General features: G+C 72.6%; 13 protein-coding genes and 3 pseudogenes. 12 read left to right on the top strand and 4 right to left on the bottom strand.

Annotation, left to right across the window (positions count from 1 at the left end):
• Nucleotides 1-28: 28 nt before the first annotated feature.
• Together ACWBNA_RS07265 and fusA are read left to right on the top strand one after the other, a co-directional pair.
• A complete protein-coding gene (locus ACWBNA_RS07265; RefSeq protein WP_482703553.1) occupies nt 29-1,510 on the top strand; it encodes an MFS transporter in 1,482 nt (493 codons plus the stop codon).
• Between the two features lie 354 nt (nt 1,511-1,864).
• On the top strand, nt 1,865-3,997 hold the full coding sequence (gene fusA / locus ACWBNA_RS07260) for an elongation factor G (protein ID WP_482703380.1): 2,133 nt from the start codon (nt 1,865-1,867) through the stop codon (nt 3,995-3,997).
• A 93-nt stretch (nt 3,998-4,090) separates the two neighbouring features.
• On the opposite strand, the pseudogene ACWBNA_RS07255 reads toward fusA, so the two are convergent.
• A pseudogene (locus ACWBNA_RS07255) lies at nt 4,091-5,449 on the bottom strand (coagulation factor 5/8 type domain-containing protein); the annotation flags it as partial.
• On the opposite strand from ACWBNA_RS07255, the pseudogene ACWBNA_RS07250 reads away from it, so the two are divergent.
• The 3 genes and pseudogenes from ACWBNA_RS07250 to ACWBNA_RS07240 form a co-directional block, all read left to right on the top strand.
• Nucleotides 5,432-5,536 (top strand): annotated as a pseudogene (locus tag ACWBNA_RS07250) (carbohydrate ABC transporter permease); the annotation flags it as partial. The pseudogenes ACWBNA_RS07255 and ACWBNA_RS07250 overlap by 18 nt on opposite strands.
• A gap of 29 nt (nt 5,537-5,565) precedes the next feature.
• Nucleotides 5,566-6,925 (top strand): annotated as a pseudogene (locus ACWBNA_RS07245) (GH1 family beta-glucosidase).
• Between the two features lie 135 nt (nt 6,926-7,060).
• Nucleotides 7,061-7,957 carry an alpha/beta fold hydrolase gene (locus ACWBNA_RS07240; RefSeq protein WP_482703379.1) on the top strand — a complete coding sequence of 299 codons (897 nt, stop codon included), beginning with the start codon at nt 7,061-7,063 and terminating at the stop codon, nt 7,955-7,957.
• Here the strand turns inward: ACWBNA_RS07240 and ACWBNA_RS07235 are convergent.
• Both ACWBNA_RS07235 and ACWBNA_RS07230 read right to left on the bottom strand, forming a co-directional pair.
• Nucleotides 7,930-8,322, bottom strand: coding sequence for an SCO5389 family protein (locus ACWBNA_RS07235; protein WP_482703378.1), 393 nt, complete (start codon nt 8,320-8,322; stop codon nt 7,930-7,932). The genes ACWBNA_RS07240 and ACWBNA_RS07235 overlap by 28 nt on opposite strands.
• A 53-nt stretch (nt 8,323-8,375) precedes the next feature.
• Nucleotides 8,376-9,332 (bottom strand): ATP-binding protein, encoded by a 957-nt coding sequence (locus tag ACWBNA_RS07230; RefSeq protein WP_482703377.1) that lies wholly within the window; start codon nt 9,330-9,332, stop codon nt 8,376-8,378.
• A 142-nt stretch (nt 9,333-9,474) separates the two neighbouring features.
• Here ACWBNA_RS07230 and ACWBNA_RS07225 point away from each other — a divergent pair, with 142 nt between their 5' ends.
• Genes ACWBNA_RS07225 through ACWBNA_RS07205 form a run of 5 tightly spaced genes read left to right on the top strand, consistent with a single transcriptional unit; the run spans nt 9,475 to nt 14,985 of the window.
• Complete coding sequence (locus ACWBNA_RS07225; protein ID WP_482703376.1) at nt 9,475-10,011, top strand: GNAT family N-acetyltransferase; 537 nt, start codon at nt 9,475-9,477, stop codon at nt 10,009-10,011.
• A gap of 3 nt (nt 10,012-10,014) precedes the next feature.
• Nucleotides 10,015-11,505 carry an ABC transporter substrate-binding protein gene (locus ACWBNA_RS07220; protein WP_482703375.1) on the top strand — a complete coding sequence of 497 codons (1,491 nt, stop codon included), beginning with the start codon at nt 10,015-10,017 and terminating at the stop codon, nt 11,503-11,505.
• Nucleotides 11,506-11,508: 3 nt separating this feature from the next.
• Nucleotides 11,509-13,296 carry an ABC transporter permease subunit gene (locus ACWBNA_RS07215; RefSeq protein WP_482703374.1) on the top strand — a complete coding sequence of 596 codons (1,788 nt, stop codon included), beginning with the start codon at nt 11,509-11,511 and terminating at the stop codon, nt 13,294-13,296.
• Nucleotides 13,293-14,528: an MDR family MFS transporter gene (locus ACWBNA_RS07210; protein WP_482703373.1), complete on the top strand. Its 1,236-nt coding sequence runs from the start codon at nt 13,293-13,295 to the stop codon at nt 14,526-14,528. The genes ACWBNA_RS07215 and ACWBNA_RS07210 overlap by 4 nt, the downstream gene beginning before the upstream one ends.
• 10 nt (nt 14,529-14,538) lie before the next feature.
• Complete coding sequence (locus tag ACWBNA_RS07205; RefSeq protein WP_482703372.1) at nt 14,539-14,985, top strand: GNAT family N-acetyltransferase; 447 nt, start codon at nt 14,539-14,541, stop codon at nt 14,983-14,985.
• Between the two features lie 124 nt (nt 14,986-15,109).
• Here ACWBNA_RS07205 and ACWBNA_RS07200 read toward each other — a convergent pair whose 3' ends face one another.
• On the bottom strand, nt 15,110-15,886 hold the full coding sequence (locus tag ACWBNA_RS07200) for a CDP-alcohol phosphatidyltransferase family protein (protein ID WP_482703552.1): 777 nt from the start codon (nt 15,884-15,886) through the stop codon (nt 15,110-15,112).
• A 108-nt stretch (nt 15,887-15,994) separates the two neighbouring features.
• On the opposite strand from ACWBNA_RS07200, the gene ACWBNA_RS07195 reads away from it, so the two are divergent.
• Together ACWBNA_RS07195 and ACWBNA_RS07190 are read left to right on the top strand one after the other, a co-directional pair.
• Complete coding sequence (locus tag ACWBNA_RS07195; RefSeq protein WP_482703371.1) at nt 15,995-16,978, top strand: zinc-dependent alcohol dehydrogenase; 984 nt, start codon at nt 15,995-15,997, stop codon at nt 16,976-16,978.
• 174 nt (nt 16,979-17,152) lie between these two features.
• Nucleotides 17,153-17,551, top strand: a complete 399-nt coding sequence (locus ACWBNA_RS07190) for a 6-pyruvoyl trahydropterin synthase family protein (RefSeq protein WP_363283493.1) — start codon at nt 17,153-17,155, stop codon at nt 17,549-17,551.
• The last annotated feature ends 7 nt before the right edge of the window (nt 17,552-17,558 follow it).

Below are 17,558 nucleotides of genomic sequence, written 5' to 3'. Positions count from 1 at the left end.
CCCGGAAAGCGGCGGTGGCGGACACGCGATGGCGTTGCTGGTCCTCGCGTCCTGCCAGCTGATGGTGGTGCTCGACATCACCATCGTGAACATCGCGCTGCCCGACATCCAGCAGTCCCTGGGCTTCTCCACCACCAGCCTGGCCTGGGTGGTCAACGCCTACACCCTCACCTTCGGCGGTCTGCTGCTGCTCGGCGGCCGGACCGGCGACATCCTCGGCAGACGGCGCGTGTTCATCTTCGGCGTCCTGCTCTTCGTGCTCGCCTCCCTGCTCGGCGGCCTCGCCCAGAACGAGGCCCAACTCCTCGGCGCCCGCGCCCTGCAGGGCGTCGGCGGCGCCATCGCGTCCCCGACCGCCCTCTCCCTGGTCAGTACGACCTTCCGCGAAGGCCCCGAACGCAACCGGGCCTTCGGGGTCTTCGCCGCGGTCTCGGCGGGCGGCGGCGCGATCGGGCTGCTGGCCGGCGGGATGCTCGTGGAGTGGCTGAACTGGCGGTGGGTGCTCTTCGTCAACGTCCCGATCGGACTGCTCATCGCCCTCGCCACACCCCGCTGGATCAAGGAGTCCGAACGCCACCCGGGCCACTTCGACATCGCCGGGGCGCTGACCTCCACCGTGGGCATGGTCCTGCTGGTGTACGGCTTCATCAGGGCCGCGCAGGAAGGCTGGCGGGACGCGCTCACGCTGGCCTCGTTCGCCGCGGCCGTCGTCGTCCTCGTGGTATTCGTCCTGGTCGAGCGGCGTTCCCGGCAGCCGATCACCCCGCTGCACATGTTCGCCGACCGCAACCGGGCGGGCACGTACGCAATCATGCTCTGCCTCGCCGCCGCGATCTTCGGCATGTTCTTCTTCCTCACGCTCTTCGTGCAGAACGTGCTGGAATTCAGCCCGCTGGCCACCGGCTTCGCCTTCCTGCCGGTCAGCGCGGTCATCGCGATCGGTGCCGGACTGGCCTCGCGGTTCCTGCCCGCCTACGGCCCCAAGCCCTTCATGGTGGTGGGCGCGATCCTCGCCGCCGCGGGCCTGGCCTGGCTGACCCTGACCGACGTCCACTCCACCTACCTGGGCAGTGTCCTCGGCCCGATCCTCGTCTTCAGCCTCGGCATGGGCATGGAGTTCGTCTCGCTCACCCTGATGGCGCTGTCCAACGTCTCCGTCCGCGAGACCGGCGCGGCCTCCGGACTCCTCAACGCCACCCAGCAGGTGGGTGGTTCGCTCGGTCTGTCCATCCTGGTCACCATGTTCGGTACGGCCAGCACCAACGAGGCCGACAAGCAGGTCCCCCTCTTCCTGGAGCAGGCCACCCCGGCCGAACGCCTGCGCTTCCAGCGCACCGGGGAGCTTCCGCCGCCCTTCTCCGACGAGGTCCTCACCGCCGGAGTGTCCGCCGCCTTCGTCGTGGCGGCCGTCTTCACGGCGGTCGCCGCGATCATCGCCGTCCTCGTCATCCAGGTCCGGCCGTCCGACCTGGAACGCTTCAAGGGCAGGACGGGGCCGGGGCCGGTCTGAGGAAAACCCCGTGCCCTGCCCCTGACCGGTTCCCTACACTCACCACGAACCACGCGTCGCCCACCAGTCCGCGGCGCGCGTGCCATGACGTGGAACGACGAGTGAGGGGAGACCGGCCGTGCGTGCACGCACCGCTGTCGTCGTTCCCCGGTCGCAGTACGACGTGATCCTCGTGTCCTCGTCCGTCCGGTGCCCGCTGCGCGGCCGGTACCGGATGCCCCGGACGAACGACTGACGACGCCCGATCCGAACTCCGGGCACACCTGCCTCCAAGTCTGACATGCCGTCAGAACAGCAGTCCCGTCCGGGAAATCGCGCCGCCCAGTCACCGACCCATTCGAAAGGCCACGGGCCGTGCGCACCCACCTCAACCCCCTCTCCGTCGTCCGCAACCTCGGCATCCTCGCCCACGTCGACGCCGGCAAGACGACCGTCACCGAGCGGATCCTGTACGCCACCGGGACCACACACAAACGTGGCGAGGTCCACGACGGCACGACCGTCACCGACTTCGACTCCCAGGAGCGCGATCGCGGGATCACCATCTTCGCCGCGGCCGTGAGCTGCGCCTGGAACGGTCACCGGATCAACCTGATCGACACGCCGGGCCACGTCGACTTCGCCGACGAGGTGGAGCGCTCACTGCGCGTGCTCGACGGGGCGGTCGCCGTGTTCGACGCCGTCGCGGGGGTCGAGCCACAGAGCGAGTCGGTGTGGCGGCAGGCGGACCGGCACGGCGTGCCGAGGATCGCGTTCGTCAACAAGCTGGACCGCGCCGGAGCCGACCTCGACACGGCCGTCGAGTCGATCCGGGCGCGGCTGCACCCGGCTCCGCTGGTCGTGCAGTTGCCCATCGGGAGCGAGGACGCCTTCACCGGTGTCGTCGACCTGCTGCGCATGCGGGCGCTGACCTGGTCCGACGGCGGCGGGACGGTCGAGGAAGGTCCGGTGCCGAAGGGCCTGCGCGAGGAGGCGCTCCGGCGGCGCCGGCTGCTGGAGGAGGCGGTGGCCGAGCTGCATCCGGGCGCACTGGAGCAGTTCTGTATGCGGTCGACGGGCGACAGTGTCCGGCCGGCGAGCGGCATCCGGTCGGCGGAAGACGCTATGCGGTCGACCGCCGACCTGCCCGCGCTCGACACGGACACGCTCGTCGAGGCCCTGCGCGACCTGACCCGCACCGGCGAGGGCGTGGTCGTGCTGTGCGGCTCCGCCTACCGCAACCGCGGGATCGAGCCGTTGCTGGACGCCGTCGTGGCGTACCTCCCCTCGCCGCTCGACGTGCCCGCCGTACGCGGCATGCGCGACGACGGCAGGGAGCAGGAGCGGGCCGCCGACCCGCAGGCGCCCTTCGCGGCGCTGGCGTTCAAGGTGACCGCCACGGCGACGGGCCGGCTGACGTATCTGAGGGTGTACTCGGGAACGATCGAGAAGGGAGCCACGGTGATGGACGCGGGTGCGCGGCGCACCGAGCGGATCGGGCGGATCCTGCGCGTGCAGGCCGACCGGCACGAGCGGTTGGAGCGGGCGGTCGCCGGGGACATCGTCGCCGTCGTCGGGCTGAAGTCGGCCCGGGCCGGCTCGACGCTGTGCGCACCGGAGGCCCCGCTCGTCCTCGAACCGCCGAGCGTGGCCGAACCGGTGGTCTCCGTGGCGGTGGAGGCACGCAGGTCCACCGACACCGACCGGCTGGCCACGGCGCTGGCGCGGCTGGCCGAGGAGGACCCGTCGCTGGTGGTCCGGACCGACCCCGAGACCGGTCAGACACTGCTGTCCGGCATGGGCGAGCTGCATCTGGAGGTCGCGGTGGAGAAGGTCCGGCGCGACCAGTCGCTGGAGGTCGCAGTCGGCCGGCCGAGGGTGGCCTACCGGGAGACGGTCGCCCGCGGGGTCTCCGGTCTGGTGTACCGGCATGTCAAACAGGACGGTGGAGCCGGGCAGTTCGCGCATGTCGTCCTCGACGTGGAGCCGTTGGACCCGGAGGCCGGCACGGGCTTCGAGTTCCGGTCCGTCGTCGTGGGCGGGCGGGTGCCGCAGGAGTACGTCCGGGCGGTCGAGGCGGGCTGCCGGGACGCCCTCGCCGAGGGACCGGTCGGCGGACACCCGGTGACCGGGCTGCGCGTCACCCTCACCGACGGGGCGACCCACGTGAAGGACTCCTCGGACACGGCCTTCCGTGCGGCGGGCCGTTTCGCGCTCCGGGAAGCCCTGCGCGCCTCGGTGATGATCCTGCTGGAACCGGTGGTCGAGGTCACGGTCACCGTGCCCGAGGACGCCGTCGGCACCGTCCTCGGCGATCTCGCCGCACGACGCGGACGGGTCTTTGGCTCGGCCGCGCGCGCGGGGTCGGCGGTCGTCACCGCGACCGTCCCGCTGGCCGAACTGTTCGGCTACGCGACCCGGTTGCGCAGCCGCACCCAGGGCCGCGGCACCTTCACGGCCCGGCCCACCGGATACGCCCCGGCACCGGTCACCGCACCGACGAGGTGAGGCGGTGACGCGGTGCTGTGGTGACGCGGTGACCCGGTGACGCCGTGACCGACAGGCGGCCCCACCCGGACCCAAGGGTGGGGCCGCCCCGGTTCACGGATACGACACGACAGCCGACGGCACCGTCGAGGTCCCCGACGTCGGAGCGCCGATGTCGTTGATGACACGCTCGTACTGCCCGTTCCCGCCGAGCGACACGACGAGCAGGTCGTGGAAGCGCACCCCGGGCCGGTTCGGTGCGGCGAAGCCGTGATGCTGCACGATGCCGGGGTCGACGTTGTAATAGCAGTAGCTGCCCAGGCCCCAGCCCTCGTGTGCGGTCACGTTGTCGCCGACCTTGTAGGCGGCGTAGCCCTTGACCGGGCCGTTCTGGATGGCGGCCTGGTTCGGGGCGTCGTACGCCTTCTCGTTCTGGAAGAAGATCGTGCGGCCGCGCTGCCCGTACCACTGGACGTCGTACTTGTTGAAGTGCTCGACGAACAGGCCGGTGGCCAGCACGTCGTCGCCGTTCACGACGACGCCGTAGTCGGCCCGGTTGGTGTCCCAGCCGACGCCGGTGCCGTGGTCGGCGCGCCAGACCCAGGTGTGGTCGACGATGGTGTGACGGCTGTTGATCACCATGCTGGTGGTGGCCTTGCCGGCGCCCGTGCCGCCGATGCGGAGGAACACGTCCTGGACGGTGGTCGGGTTGGCCGAGTGGTCCCTCGACGAGCCTCGCGGCCCGACTTCCAGCAGGGTCGCGGAGTTGACCGGGCCGGCGTCGATCAGGAGGCCGGCCAGCCGTACGCCGTCGACGTCGGCGACCCGCAGGGCGGTGACGCCACCGTCGGGGACGAGGGTCGCGTAGCCGAGTCCCAGGACGACCGTTTTGGCCCGGTTCACCTGGATCGGCTGGTCGACGTGGTAGATCCCCGGCGTCAGCAGCAGGTGGAGCCCTTGTGCGAGGGCCTGGTTGAGGGTGGCCGCCGAGACACCGGGCCTGGCCACGTAGAACCGCGACAGCGGCAGGGAGGTGCCACGTGGTGTCCCGTTGCCCCAGGTGACCCCGCGCGCGTTGGTCCGCTTCTCCGGCAGGAAGACGCGGAACTCGCCGCCGTCGACGTACAGGAAGGGCTTCTCCCGGGAGACGGGTGTGGTGTCGAGCGTCGTGTACGGCGGGTTGGGGAAGCTCTGCGCGGGGGCGCCCTCGACGCCGGAGAAGACCATGTTCCAGACGCCGTTGAGCCAGCTGCCGATCGCGCTGTCCCGGGTGTACCACTGCTGCTGGGAGTACGGCCCGACCTGGCCGTCGATCCGGCTGTCGGCGATGTAGCCGCCGCTCGCCCAGCCGTAGCCGGTGGGGGAGAGGTTGAGCCCGCCGCGTACGTGCATCCGGTGGAAGGGGGCGGCCTGGGCGACCGCCCAGCGGTTGGTGCCGTTGACGGGGACGAGGGCGAGGTTCTGGCCGCCTCGCTGGTCGTCAGCGTCCCCGTGGTCGCCGGATTCCTGCTCCTGCAGCGCTATCTCGTCGCCGGGCTGACGGCGGGCGCCGTCAAGTGACCGACTCCGCACCTGCCGAAGGGACTTCCGTGACCATCGACCTCGCCGCACTCCCGCACGACTTCCTGTGGGGCACGGCCACATCGGCGTACCAGATCGAGGGAGCCGTGGCGGAGGACGGACGTTCGCCGTCGATCTGGGACACCTTCGCCCCACACCCCCGGCAAGACCGCGGGCAACGACCACGGCGACGTCGCCTGCGACCACTACCACCGCTGGCGCGAGGACATCGCCCTGATGCGCCGACTCGACACCAACGCCTACCGGTTGTCCATCGCGTGGCCTCGCGTGGTGCCCGGCGGCGACGGGCCGGTCAACCCCAAGGGCCTCGCCTTCTACGACGAGTTGACCGACGCACTGCTGGAGGCGGGCATCACCCCCTGCGTCACCCTCTACCACTGGGACCTCCCGCAGACCCTCCAGGACCGGGGCGGCTGGCCCGAGCGGGCGACCGCCGAGCACTTCGCCTCGTACGCCTCGGTCGTGGCCGAACGCCTCGGCGACCGCGTCACCCATTGGGCCACCCTCAACGAGCCTCTCTGCTCGGCCTGGATCGGCCACCTGGAGGGCAAGATGGCCCCCGGGCTCATGGACCTGACCGCCGCCGTCCGCGCCTCCTACCACCTGCTCCTCGGCCACGGCCTCGCCACCCGGGCGATCCGCGCCGCCGCCCCGGACGCCCAGGTCGGCATCGTCAACAACCTCTCCACCGTCCACCCCGCCACCGACCGCCCCGAGGACGTCCGGGCCGCCCGCCGCATGGACGGCCACACCAACCGCTGGTGGCTGGACCCCGTCCACGGCCGCGGCTTCCCCGAGGACATGCGCGAGGTCTACGGCGTCGAACTCCCCGAGCGCGCGGGCGACGCGCAGACCATCGCCGCGCCCCTGGACTGGCTGGGCCTCAACTACTACTTCCCGGCGACCGTCGCCGACGACCCCGCCGGCCCGGCGCCCCACGTCCGCACGGTCCGCCGGCACGGTGTCCCGCGCACCGGCATGGACTGGGAGATCGACGCGAGCGGCATCGAGGACCTGCTGCTCCGCCTCACCGACGAGTACGGCGCCCGCAGGCTGTACGTCACCGAGAACGGCTCCGCCTTCGCGGACGTCGTGCGCGCCGACGGCACGGTGGACGACCCGGAGCGCCAGGACTGTCTGGTGAAGCACCTGGCCGCCTGCGCCTCCGCCGCCCGCAAGGGCGCCCCGCTCGCCGGCTACTTCGCCTGGTCGCTGCTGGACAACTTCGAGTGGGCGTACGGCTACGACAAGCGCTTCGGGCTCGTCCACGTCGACTACCGGACGCAGGCCCGGACCATTAAGGGGACCGGGTACCGGTTCGCGGACATCGTGCGCGCGCATCGGGGGAGGGAGCGGCGGGCGGCCTGACGGGACGGAGGGGCGGGCGGCTGGACCACCGGGAGGGAGGAGGCGGGCCGGCCCGGGGCGTGGTGCCGCGCCCGTGGTCCCCGCCCCCACCGCAACCGGGTTGCCGCGACGGGACCCCGTTGAAAGGCTCGCCCCATGCCCACCTTCTCCGCGCCCGACGGAACCCGCCTCGCCTGCCACGTGTCCGGTGACGGCCCGCCCCTGATCTGTCTGCCCGGCGGCCCGATGCAGGACTCGGCCTACCTGGGCGACCTCGGCGGTCTGACCGCCCACCGCACCCTGATCCGCCTGGACCTGAGGGGCACGGGCCGCTCGGAGACGCCTCAGGACCCGGCGTCGTACCGCTGCGACCGCCTGGTCGACGACGTGGAGGCGCTCCGCGAGGAGCTGGGTCTGGACCGGGTGGACCTCCTCGGCCACTCCGCCGGTGCGAACCTGGCGGTCCTCTATACGGCCCGCCACCCCGACCGCGTCGCGCGCCTCGCCCTGATCACCCCGAGCGTCTACGCGGTCGGTATCGAGATCACCGCCGAGGACCGTCTGAGCACCGCACGCCTGCGCCGGGACGAACCGTGGTTCGCCCCGGCGTACACGGCTCTGGAAGCGATCAGCGCCGGCCGGGCGGCCCCCGACGACTGGCAGGCCGTCGCCCCCTTCTGGTTCGCCCGCTGGGACGATGAGGCGAAGGCCGTACGGGAGGCCGAGGCAAAGCAGCGCAACGACGAGGCGGCGGCCGTGTACGCCGCCGGGGGCGCGTTCGACCCGACAGCCACCCGCGCGGCCCTCGCCGGCTTCGCCGCGCCGGTGTTCGTCCTGGCCGGCGAGATGGACGTGGCGGCCCCACCGCGCGCCGTGGCGGAGTACGCAGACCTGTTCCCGAACGCCGAGCCGGTGGTCCAGTTGGGCGCGGCCCACTTCCCGTGGCTGGACGACGCGGGGCGGTTCGTGACGGCGTTCCTGGAAGGGGGTCTCGCGGGCAACGGCCTGCGGGCGTCCTTCGAAGGTCAGCAGTCCCGGAACTCCGGCGACTGATTCAGCACCTGCGACCGCGCCGACGTGAAGCGTCCGTACGTCTCGCCGTCGCGGGCCATTGGGCGGAACGCCGCCACCCGGTGGCAGTTCTGGAAGGCGAGTGTCACGCCGAAGTGGCGTTCCAGGCTGCCGCGGATCGCGTCGCTGGCCAGGGCGCGCAGCAGCTGGCCGCGTTCCCGCTCGGACGGGGGAGGGGTCTGGTTGTCGGTGAACTCGGCCTGGCCGCCCTTCAGTTCGGTCGCGAGGGAGGCGATGAGGTCGTAGGCGTACGGCAGGGAGGTGCGGACGGTGTCCACGAAGTCCTCCTCGCGGATGTCGCCGTGCTCGGCCTCGGCGAGGAGCTGGGGGGAGACGTCGAGAGACATGTGCTGGGGTTCCTGTCCGGTTGTCGCGGGGTGAAGGGGCGGGGGTGGGGAGATCAGGTGAGGGCGGCGGGGCCCGGTACGAAGTCCGGGTCCACCTGTGCGGCGAGGTCGAGGCCGGTCGCCTGGTCCGCCCAGGCCCGCGCGTTGCGCAGATGGAACTCGACGGCGTGGCGGTGGTGCGTCGCCCAGTCCCTGGGGTGGGCGTCGACGGCCTCGCGCAGGACGGTCAGGGCGTGCCGGTTGTGCGGCTCCAGAGTGTCCAACCCGCCCTCGGTGCGCCCTTGTTCGGCCGACCGCACCCACGGGGAGTGCACCAGGTGGGTCAGGAGGTCGTCGCCGACGTGCTCCTTGAGGAACAGCAGGTCGTCCTCGCCGGTCACCTTGTTGCCGACCACGGCGACGCGGATCCCGAACTCCCGGGCGTGGTCCCGGTACTGGCGGTACACCGAGACGCCCTTGCGGGTGGGTTCGGCGACCAGGAAGGTCATGTCGAAACGGGTGAACAGACCGGAGGCGAACGCGTCGGCGCCGGCCGTCATGTCGACCACGACGTACTCGCCGGGGCCGTCGACCAGGTGGTTGAGGTAGAGCTCCACGCCGCCGAGCTTGGAGTGGTAGCAGGCCACCCCGAGGTCGCTCTCCTCGAACGCGCCCGTCGCCATCATCGGCACCGCGCCCACCCGCCGGACGTGCCGCGCGTGCAGCTCGTCGTCGCCGAGCAGGCGCAGCAGGCGCGAGCCGGTGCCGGGCGGGGTCGTCTTGATCATCGCCTCGGGGGAGGGGATGCGCGGGTTGGTGCCGCGCAGGAAGTCCTTGATCTCGGCGAGGTGTGCGCCCAGCGGAGGGGCGCCCAGGGGTCCGTCGTCCTGGCCGAGCGCCTCGGCCAGGTGCTGGTTGATGTCGCCGTCGATGGCGAGGACCGGCGCGCCGGTGCCTGCCAGGTGCCGGGTGAAGAGCGCCGACAGGGTGGTCTTGCCGCTGCCGCCCTTGCCGACGAACGCGATCCGCACTACCGCTCCATCTTTTTGAAAATGGATGTCATGTCGGTAGGTTGTAGGTGCGGCTCGGGGGTGTCAAATCCATCCGGCCCGCGGGTCGGCGATCGGGGGGGGGCGGCGATCACCCCTCCGTCTTAATGCATATGATGTGCAAGTGCATAGCTTCAGCATTAGGGCGGCCGGCCCGGACGACCTCGACGGTGCGCGAGCGGTGATGCTCGACACCGTCTACCGCGACTTCGGTACCGGCTACGTGCCTCGCTGGCACGCCGACATCGTCGACCCGGCCGCCGCCTACCTCGCCCCCGCCCGCCACACCCTCCTGGTCGCCGTCGACCCGGGCGACGCGGCCGTCGTGGCCACCGCCGCCCTCGACTCCCGCGGCCCGGCCCACCCGCCGAACCCCCGCCGCCTCGCCGACAGTTACCCCTCCGGCGAGACGGCCCAGCTGCGCCGGGTGTACGTCCGCCCCGAGCACCGCAGGCGCGGTCTCGCCCGGCGCCTGGTCGGCGAACTGCTCGCCTTCGCGGCCGCCGACGGCGGCTATCGCACCGTCTACCTGCACACCGACCCGGCGGTGCCGGGCGCCGAGCCCTTCTGGCGGTCGCTCGGCAAGGTCGTCCACGACGAGCGCGAGGATCCCGGCGGCCGCAACGGCGTCGTCCACTTCGAGATCCCGCTGGGGCGGTGACGCATGCGACGCCGCCACATACTCGGTTCCCTGCTGCTCACCCCCCTCCTCACCGCCTGCTTCGCCTCCGGCGGCGGCAGCGCCTCGCCCATTGACGCGAAGGAGGGCTCCCGGCTGCGGGTCGCCCTCGCCTTCCCGCCCGCCGAGAACCTCTCGCCGTACGGCGCCGACGCCACCATCCTCAGCCGCCTCGGCGTCACCGAGGGCCTCACCGCCCTCGACGCCAACGGCGCCGCCGCCCCCGCGCTCGCCCAGTCCTGGCGCCGCGAGAACGACCGCACCTGGCTGTTCACCCTGCGCGAGGCCACCTTCCAGGACGGCTCCGACGTCACCCCGTCCGCGGTCGCCGCCGCCCTCACCCACGCCACCGGGGCCAGGCCCGCCCCCGCCGCCCTCTCCGGCGTCACACTCACCGCCAAGGCCGCGAACGACACCGCCGTACGCATCACCACCGCCGCCCCCGACCCCGTACTGCCCCTGCGCCTGGCCGGCCCGGGCCTCGCCGTCCTCTCCCCGAAGGCCTACGACGCCAAGGGCCGCGTCGACCCGGTCGGCACCGCCACCGGACCCTTCGAACTGACCAGGGTCACCGGATCCACGTCCGCCTCCCTCGACCGCTACGACGACTACTGGAACGGCCGCGCCCAGGCCTCCGGTGTCGACGTCCGCTTCGTCGCCGACGGCACCGCCCGCGCGAGCGCCCTGCGCACCGGCGAGGCCGACATCGCCGAGGCGGTGCCCGTCGCCCAGGCCGCCACCCTGGACGAGGCCACCCGCAAGGAGACGGCCACCACCCGCACCACGAGCCTGCTCCTCAACTCCGGTACGGGCCCCTTCAAGGACGCGGAACTGCGCGCCGCCGCCCGTCAGGCCGTCGACACCTCCGCACTCGCCGACGGTGTCTACGAGGGATACGCCGACCCCGGCGCCGGCATCTACGGCCCCGCCGTGACCTGGGCCGAGGGCAAGCGGCAGCAACCCGCCGCACGCGCGAAGGCCGGCGACCCCGACGGCGCGAAGATCACCCTCGCCACCTACGACAACCGGCCCGAACTCCCCGAAGTCGCCCAGGTGTTGAAGCAACAGCTGGAGAAGGCCGGGTTCACGGTCACCCTGGAGGTGCGCGAGTACTCCCGCCTGGAGAGCGACGCGCTGGACGGCCGGTTCGACGCCTTCGTCCTCGCCCGCAACACCCTCGTCGACACCGGTGACCCCCTCGCGGTCCTCGCCGGCGACTACACCTGCGACGGCGGCTACAACATCGCCCAACTCTGCGACCAGGCCGTCGACCGAGCCGTCGCCAAGGCCGAGGGCATCGCCGACACCGCCCAGCGCCAGAGTGCCGCCATGGCCGCCGAGGCCGCGATCCTGGGCACCGACACCGTCGTCCCGCTGGTCCACCAGCGCGTCATCACCGGCGTCGCCGACTCGGTCGGCGGCATACTCCTCGACCCGTACGAGCGCACCCTCGTCGGCACCGGAACCCGGCGCTGAACCGTGCGACGCCAAGTGGCCGCCCTCGTGTGGCGAACCGCCCTCGCGGCCGGCCTCGTCTGCGGCATCGGCCTGCTGCCCTGGCTGACACGCACCGACCCCGCGCTGACCGTCCTCAAGGCACGCTCGGCCGACCGCGACCCCACCCCCCGGGTGCTCGCGGACATCCGGTCCCGACTCGGCCTGGAGCAAGGCCCCTTGGCGTTGCTCGGGCAGTGGCTCGGCGGGCTGTGGCGCGGGGACGCCGGACGGTCCTGGCTCTCCGGCGACGCGGTCACCCCTGCCGTGCTCCAGGCCCTCGGCGCATCCCTGCTGCTGATGGCGGTGGCCCTCGCGGTCGCCGCCCTCACCGCCGCCCTGATCTGCGCCCGCACCCTGTGGCTCGGCGCCGGCCGGCGCCTGGACGGCCGCCGCGCGGGAGGCGGCGGCTCGGCGGTACTCGCCGCGCTGCCCGAGTTCCTCACCGCGTCCGTCCTCGCCACCGTCGTCGGCGTACAACTGGGCTGGCTGCCCGCCCTCGGCTGGTACGGGCCCCAGTGGACGGTGCTGCCCGCCCTCGCCCTCGGCCTGCCCGCCGGCGCCGTCATCGGGCGGCTCCTCGACGACCTGCTGCCCGGCGCCTTCGCCGAACCCTGGGCCCTGGCGGCCGCCGCCCGCGGACTGCCGGGGCGCAGCGTCGCCCGCCAGGCGGTACGCCGCTGCCTGCCCGGACTGCTCCCCAACCTGGGTCTGTTCGTGGTCGGCCTGACGGGCGGCGCCGTCGCCGTGGAGCAGATCTTCGACATCCCCGGCCTCGGGCGCACCACCCTCCAGGCCGCCCTCGCCCAGGACCTGCCCGTCCTGCAGGCCGGCACGCTGGCCCTGGTCCTGCTGGCGGCGGCGACGGCGGGGCTCGCCGCCCTCGCGACCCGGCTCCTGGTCGGCCCGGCCCTGCGGGACGGCGCGCTGCCCTCACTTCACCGGCCATCGCCACCCGTCCGCAGGATCCTGCCTTTTGCATACAGTGGACTGCTGACTGCCGTCATCGCGCTCGGCCTGCCGCGCGACCCGCTCGCCCTCGACACCGGCGACCGCCTCCGACCGCCCTCCTGGGCCCACCCGTTCGGCACCGACGCCCTCGGCCGGGACGTCCTCGCCCGGGTCGCCCACGGCGCCTTCGACACCCTGGTGCTCACCCTCGCGATCGGCGCGGCCGCGCTGCTCACCGGCGTGCTGCTCGGACTGGTGCCACGGCTCTCGGGACCGCTCGTCGACACCGTCAACGCCGTCCCGCCCGTCCTCCTCGCGCTCCTGGTCACCGTGATCGCCGGCAGCGGACCCGCCACACCCGCGCTCGCCGTGGGCGCCGTCGCCTGGGCGCCCCTCGCCGCGCACACCGCCGCGCTGCTGCGCCAGGAACGCGCCACTCTTCATGTCACCGTCACCCGGGGCCTCGGAGCCGACCGCTGGTACCTCCTGCGCCACGAACTCCTGCCCGCCGCCCTCCCACCCGTCACCCGCCACGCCCTGCTCCGCCTGCCCGGCATCGCCCTCGCCCTCGCCTCCCTCGCCTTCCTCGGCCTCGGCGCCCAGCCGCCCGCCCCGGAGTGGGGCCTGCTCCTCGCCGAGAACCAGCCCTACGCCGAGCGCGCCCCCTGGGCGGTCCTCGCCCCCGCCGCCGTACTCGCCCTGCTCGGGGCGCTCGCGGTGACCGCGGCCGGCGGAGTGCGGCTGCCCGGGCGGACCCGGCCTCGTACACCTGAGCCACCGGCCGAAGAACCGGCCACGAAGGAGTTGGTGAGAAGCCGATGACCTCACTGTCGACCGGCTTGCGACGCAAGGCACCCGGAGCGCGCGCCCGCATCCGCCTCTCGCCCCTGTTGCGCATGCTGATCCTCACCCAGCTCGCCTTCAACGTCGGCTTCTTCGCCGTGCTGCCCTTCCTCGCCGAACACCTCGGACAGGCCATGGGCATGGCCGGCTGGCTCGTCGGCCTGGTGCTGGGTCTGCGAACCTTCAGCCAGCAGGGGCTGTTCGTGGTGGGCGGGGCGCTGGCCGACCGGTACGGCATCCGGCCGGTCGTGCTCGCGGGATGCGTCCTGCGGATCGCGGGATTCGTCTGGCTCGGACTCGCCGAACGGACCTGGGCCGTCATCGGCGCGGTCCTGCTCATCGGGTTCGCGGCCGCACTGTTCTCACCGGCCGTGGAGTCCGAGGTCGCCCGGCAGGCGGTGGCCTGGGAGGCGGCGGGCGGCGGCCCCCGTACCCGCGTCCTGGCCCTGTTCACGGTGGCCGGACAGGCGGGGGCATTCGTCGGCCCGCTCCTGGGCGCACTGCTGCTGTCGGTGGACTTCCGCACGGTGTGCATGGCCGGAGCCGCGGTCTTCGTCCTCGTCCTGGCCGGACACGCGTGGCTGCTGCCGCAGCGCATCCCCGGCCGCGAACGCGTCCAGATCCGGGGTGGAGTGGGAGCGTTGCTCCGCAACCGCCGCTTCCTCGCGCTGTGCTGCGCGTACGGCGCCTACCTGCTCGCCTACAACCAGCTCTACCTCGCCCTCCCCGACGAGGTGCAGCGCGCGGCCGGCTCCCAGGCCCCGATCGCCTGGCTGTTCGCCCTGTCGTCCCTGCTGGTCGTGACCGCCCAGCTCCCCGTGACCCGCTGGGTGGGAGACCGCCTCGCGCTGCGCCGCTCCATGGCGACCGGACTGCTGCTGATCGCGGCCGGCTTCGCGGTGGTGGCCCTCGCCCGCCCCGCTGCCTGGACCGGCACGCCGGGTCTGCTGCCCGCCGCCGGCTTCGTCGTCCTGCTCACCTTCGGCCAGATGCTCGTCGCCCCCGCGGCCCGGGCCTGGATCCCCGACCTCGCCGAGGACGGCCGACTCGGCCTGTACACGGGAGCGTTGTCCTCGGTCTCCGGCCTGATCGTCCTCGTCGGCAGCGCGGCGACGGGGATGCTGCTGGACAGCGGACTGCCGGCCGCGGTGCCGTGGCTGGTGCTGGCGGCCGTGCCGGCCGCGGCGATCGGGCTGCTGCCACGACGGTAGGGTCCGCCGCATGGAAACCCAGGACATCCGGGTGGAGACCGCCCGGGAAGCGGATCAGGAACTCGTCGACGCCTTCGACCGGATGCTGCCGCAGCTGTCCTCGACGGCGACACCCCTCGATCTCGCGGCCGTCGACCGCATCCTTCGCTGCGACACGAACACCGTGCTCGTCGCCCGCACCGCCGACGCGATCCTCGGCACACTCACGCTGGTGATGTATCCGGTGCCCAGCGGGATGCGGGCCCGCATCGAAGACGTCGTCGTCGACCACGCGGCACGCGGCCACGGAATCGCCGGAGCGCTGACCCGGGAGGCACTCCGGCTGGCCCGGGAGGCGGGCGCGCGAACCGTCGACCTCACCTCACGGCCGGACCGGGCAGCGGCGAACCGGCTCTACGAGCGGCTGGGGTTCAGGGCCAGGGGGTCGACCGTGTACAGGGTGCCGCTGGGCGGCTGACGACTGTATGCCGCACACCGTAGGCGGGTTGGCGACGGTATGCCGGATGCCGTACGGCGGCTGCGGTCGACGGTATACCGCGAACCGTGGGGCAACTGCCGACGGTATACCGGATACCGCACCTTCAGGACGCCACCGGCTCCGGCTCCGCCACCAACTCCAGCATCTGAGCCACAGCGACCTCCTGCGACCGCGACGTCCGCCACAGCCAGAGGATGTCCCGGCCGAACGACCAGACCAGCAGCGCCAGTGCCGTCGCGACGACCGCGAACGTCCCGGCGTACGGCAGGAGGCCGGAGGCGGCGAGGAGCAGGAGGACACCCTGGAGTGCGGCGACCGTCTTGCGGGCCGTGCTCGGGGGGAGCGGGGCGTTGAGCCAGGGCAGGGCGCGGGCCGCGGCGACGAAGGCGTAGCGCATGGCGCCGATCAGCAGGACCCACGGGCCGAGGGCCATCGCGACGTACACGCTGAGCACCAGGATGAGGAACGCGTCGACCTCCATGTCGAAGCGGGCGCCCAGGGGTGTCGAGGTGTTGGTCCGGCGGGCGACCTTGCCGTCCACGCCGTCGAGGATCAGTGCCACCGCGGTGAGTCCGACGAACAGCGACACCGGTGGTGAGCTTTCGACGGAGTCCGCGACCAGGGCGGTCACCGCGCCGACCAGGCCCGCCCGGCCCAGGGTGACCCGGTTGGCCGGGCCGAAGGAGCGCAGTCGGGATCGGTGCAGGGCTCGGGAGAGGACCGCCCAGGTGGCGATGGCGAAGGCGAGGCCGGCGAGCAAGCCCGCGGGCCCCATGCCTATCGCCGTGCCGAGCAGGGCCAGCAGCAGGATCTGCAGGCCCGCTCCCACCGCGGTCTCCTGCTGGACCAGCCTTGCGTCGTACGTGTTGTTCAGGGCCACCGCACATTCCTCCGGCCAGGTGACAGAGTCGATCAAGGCCGCGTACTGTGCGCGACCTGTGCACACCTCGGTACGTGAACAGCTTCCCGATCGTTCAGGAGGATGCCGATGAAGCGGTCCGCACGTGCGTTCTGGCTCAGCTCCCCAGGGGTGGGCGAGATACGCGAGACGGCCTTGCCGGACCCCGCCGAGGGCGAAGTCGTCGTCCGCTCGCTGTACTCCGGGGTCAGCCGGGGCACGGAGACCCTCGTGTTCCGTGGCGGGGTGCCCGAGAGCCAGTACGCGGCCATGCGGGCACCGTTCCAGGAGGGCGACTTCCCCGGACCGGTGAAGTACGGATACCTCAATGTGGGGCTGGTGGAGGAGGGCCCGGCGGATCTCGTCGGGCGGACCGTCTTCTGCCTCTATCCGCACCAGACGCGGTATGTCGTCCCGGTGGACGCGGTGACGGTCGTACCGCCGTCCGTGCCCGCCGAGCGGGCCGTCCTCGCCGGCACCGTCGAGACCGCCGTGAACGCGCTGTGGGACGCGGCACCGCTGGCCGGCGACCGGATCGCGGTGGTCGGCGGCGGCATGGTGGGCAGTTCCGTGGCCGCGCTGCTGGCCCGCTTCCCCGGCGTACGCGTCCAGTTGGTGGACGCCGATCCGGCCCGCGCCAAGACCGCCGAGGCCCTCGGCGTCGACTTCGCCCCGCCCCAGGACGCGCTCGGCGACTGCGACCTCGTCGTGCACGCCAGCGCCACCGAGCAAGGTCTCGCCCGCTCCCTGGAGTTGCTGACCGTCGAGGGCACCGTCCTCGAACTGAGCTGGTACGGCGACCGGCAGGTCAGCCTGCCGCTCGGCGAGGCGTTCCACTCCCGCCGTCTGGTCATCCGCAGCAGCCAGGTCGGCTCCGTCTCCCCGGCCCGCCGCTCCAGCCGTACCTACGCCGACCGGCTCGCCCTCGCCCTGGACCTGCTCGCGGACCCGGCGCTCGACGCCCTCGTGACCGGGGAGAGCGCCTTCGGCCAACTGCCGGACGTGCTGCCGAAACTCGCCTCCGGTGAGATCCCCGCCCTGTGCCACCGGGTCCGCTACGACGAGAACGAGTGAACGGGCGGCACACGGGTTCCCTCCCGTACCGCCTACCTCAGGTGCGCAAGAGCGCCTGACCTGAGAAAAGAGTGAGAGGAGGCTGAACAACGGGGGGCGGGGAGCCGTACTACACGGCATCCCCCGGCAGGGATCAGCGGGGGACAAGACGCGCCGCACCTGGAGGGTCGTCCGTTGTTCAGCATCACCGTCCGCGATCACATCATGATCGCCCACAGCTTCCGCGGCGAGGTCTTCGGCCCCGCGCAGCGCCTGCACGGAGCGACGTTCCTGGTGGACGCCACGTTCCGGCGCGAGCAGCTGGACGACGACAACATCGTCGTCGACATCGGACTCGCCACACAGGAACTCGGCGCCGTAGTCAGCGAGCTGAACTACCGGAACCTCGACAACGAGCCCGACTTCGCCGGAGTCAACACCTCCACGGAGTTCCTGGCCAAGGTCATCGCGGACCGGCTCGCCGAGCGGATCCACAAGGGCGCGCTCGGCGAGGGCGCCAGGGGTCTGGCGGGTCTCACCGTGGCGCTGCACGAGTCGCACGTCGCCTGGGCGAGTTACGAGCGTGCCCTGTGACCGACAC

This window comes from Streptomyces sp. Q2, from assembly GCF_056820935.1.
This window is presented reverse-complemented; position numbering and strand designations above follow the sequence as displayed.

Excerpts from the sequence above, each read along its gene's own strand:
- ACWBNA_RS07265 (WP_482703553.1), top strand. The coding sequence starts at position 29 with ATGGCGTTGCTGGTCCTCGCGTCCTGCCAGCTGATGGTGGTGCTCGAC.
- ACWBNA_RS07235 (WP_482703378.1), bottom strand. The coding sequence starts at position 8,322 with ATGTCTCTCGACGTCTCCCCCCAGCTCCTCGCCGAGGCCGAGCACGGC.
- ACWBNA_RS07205 (WP_482703372.1), top strand. The coding sequence starts at position 14,539 with ATGGAAACCCAGGACATCCGGGTGGAGACCGCCCGGGAAGCGGATCAG.
- ACWBNA_RS07195 (WP_482703371.1), top strand. The coding sequence starts at position 15,995 with ATGAAGCGGTCCGCACGTGCGTTCTGGCTCAGCTCCCCAGGGGTGGGC.
- ACWBNA_RS07240 (WP_482703379.1), top strand. The coding sequence starts at position 7,061 with ATGCCCACCTTCTCCGCGCCCGACGGAACCCGCCTCGCCTGCCACGTG.
- ACWBNA_RS07220 (WP_482703375.1), top strand. The coding sequence starts at position 10,015 with ATGCGACGCCGCCACATACTCGGTTCCCTGCTGCTCACCCCCCTCCTC.
- ACWBNA_RS07210 (WP_482703373.1), top strand. The coding sequence starts at position 13,293 with ATGACCTCACTGTCGACCGGCTTGCGACGCAAGGCACCCGGAGCGCGC.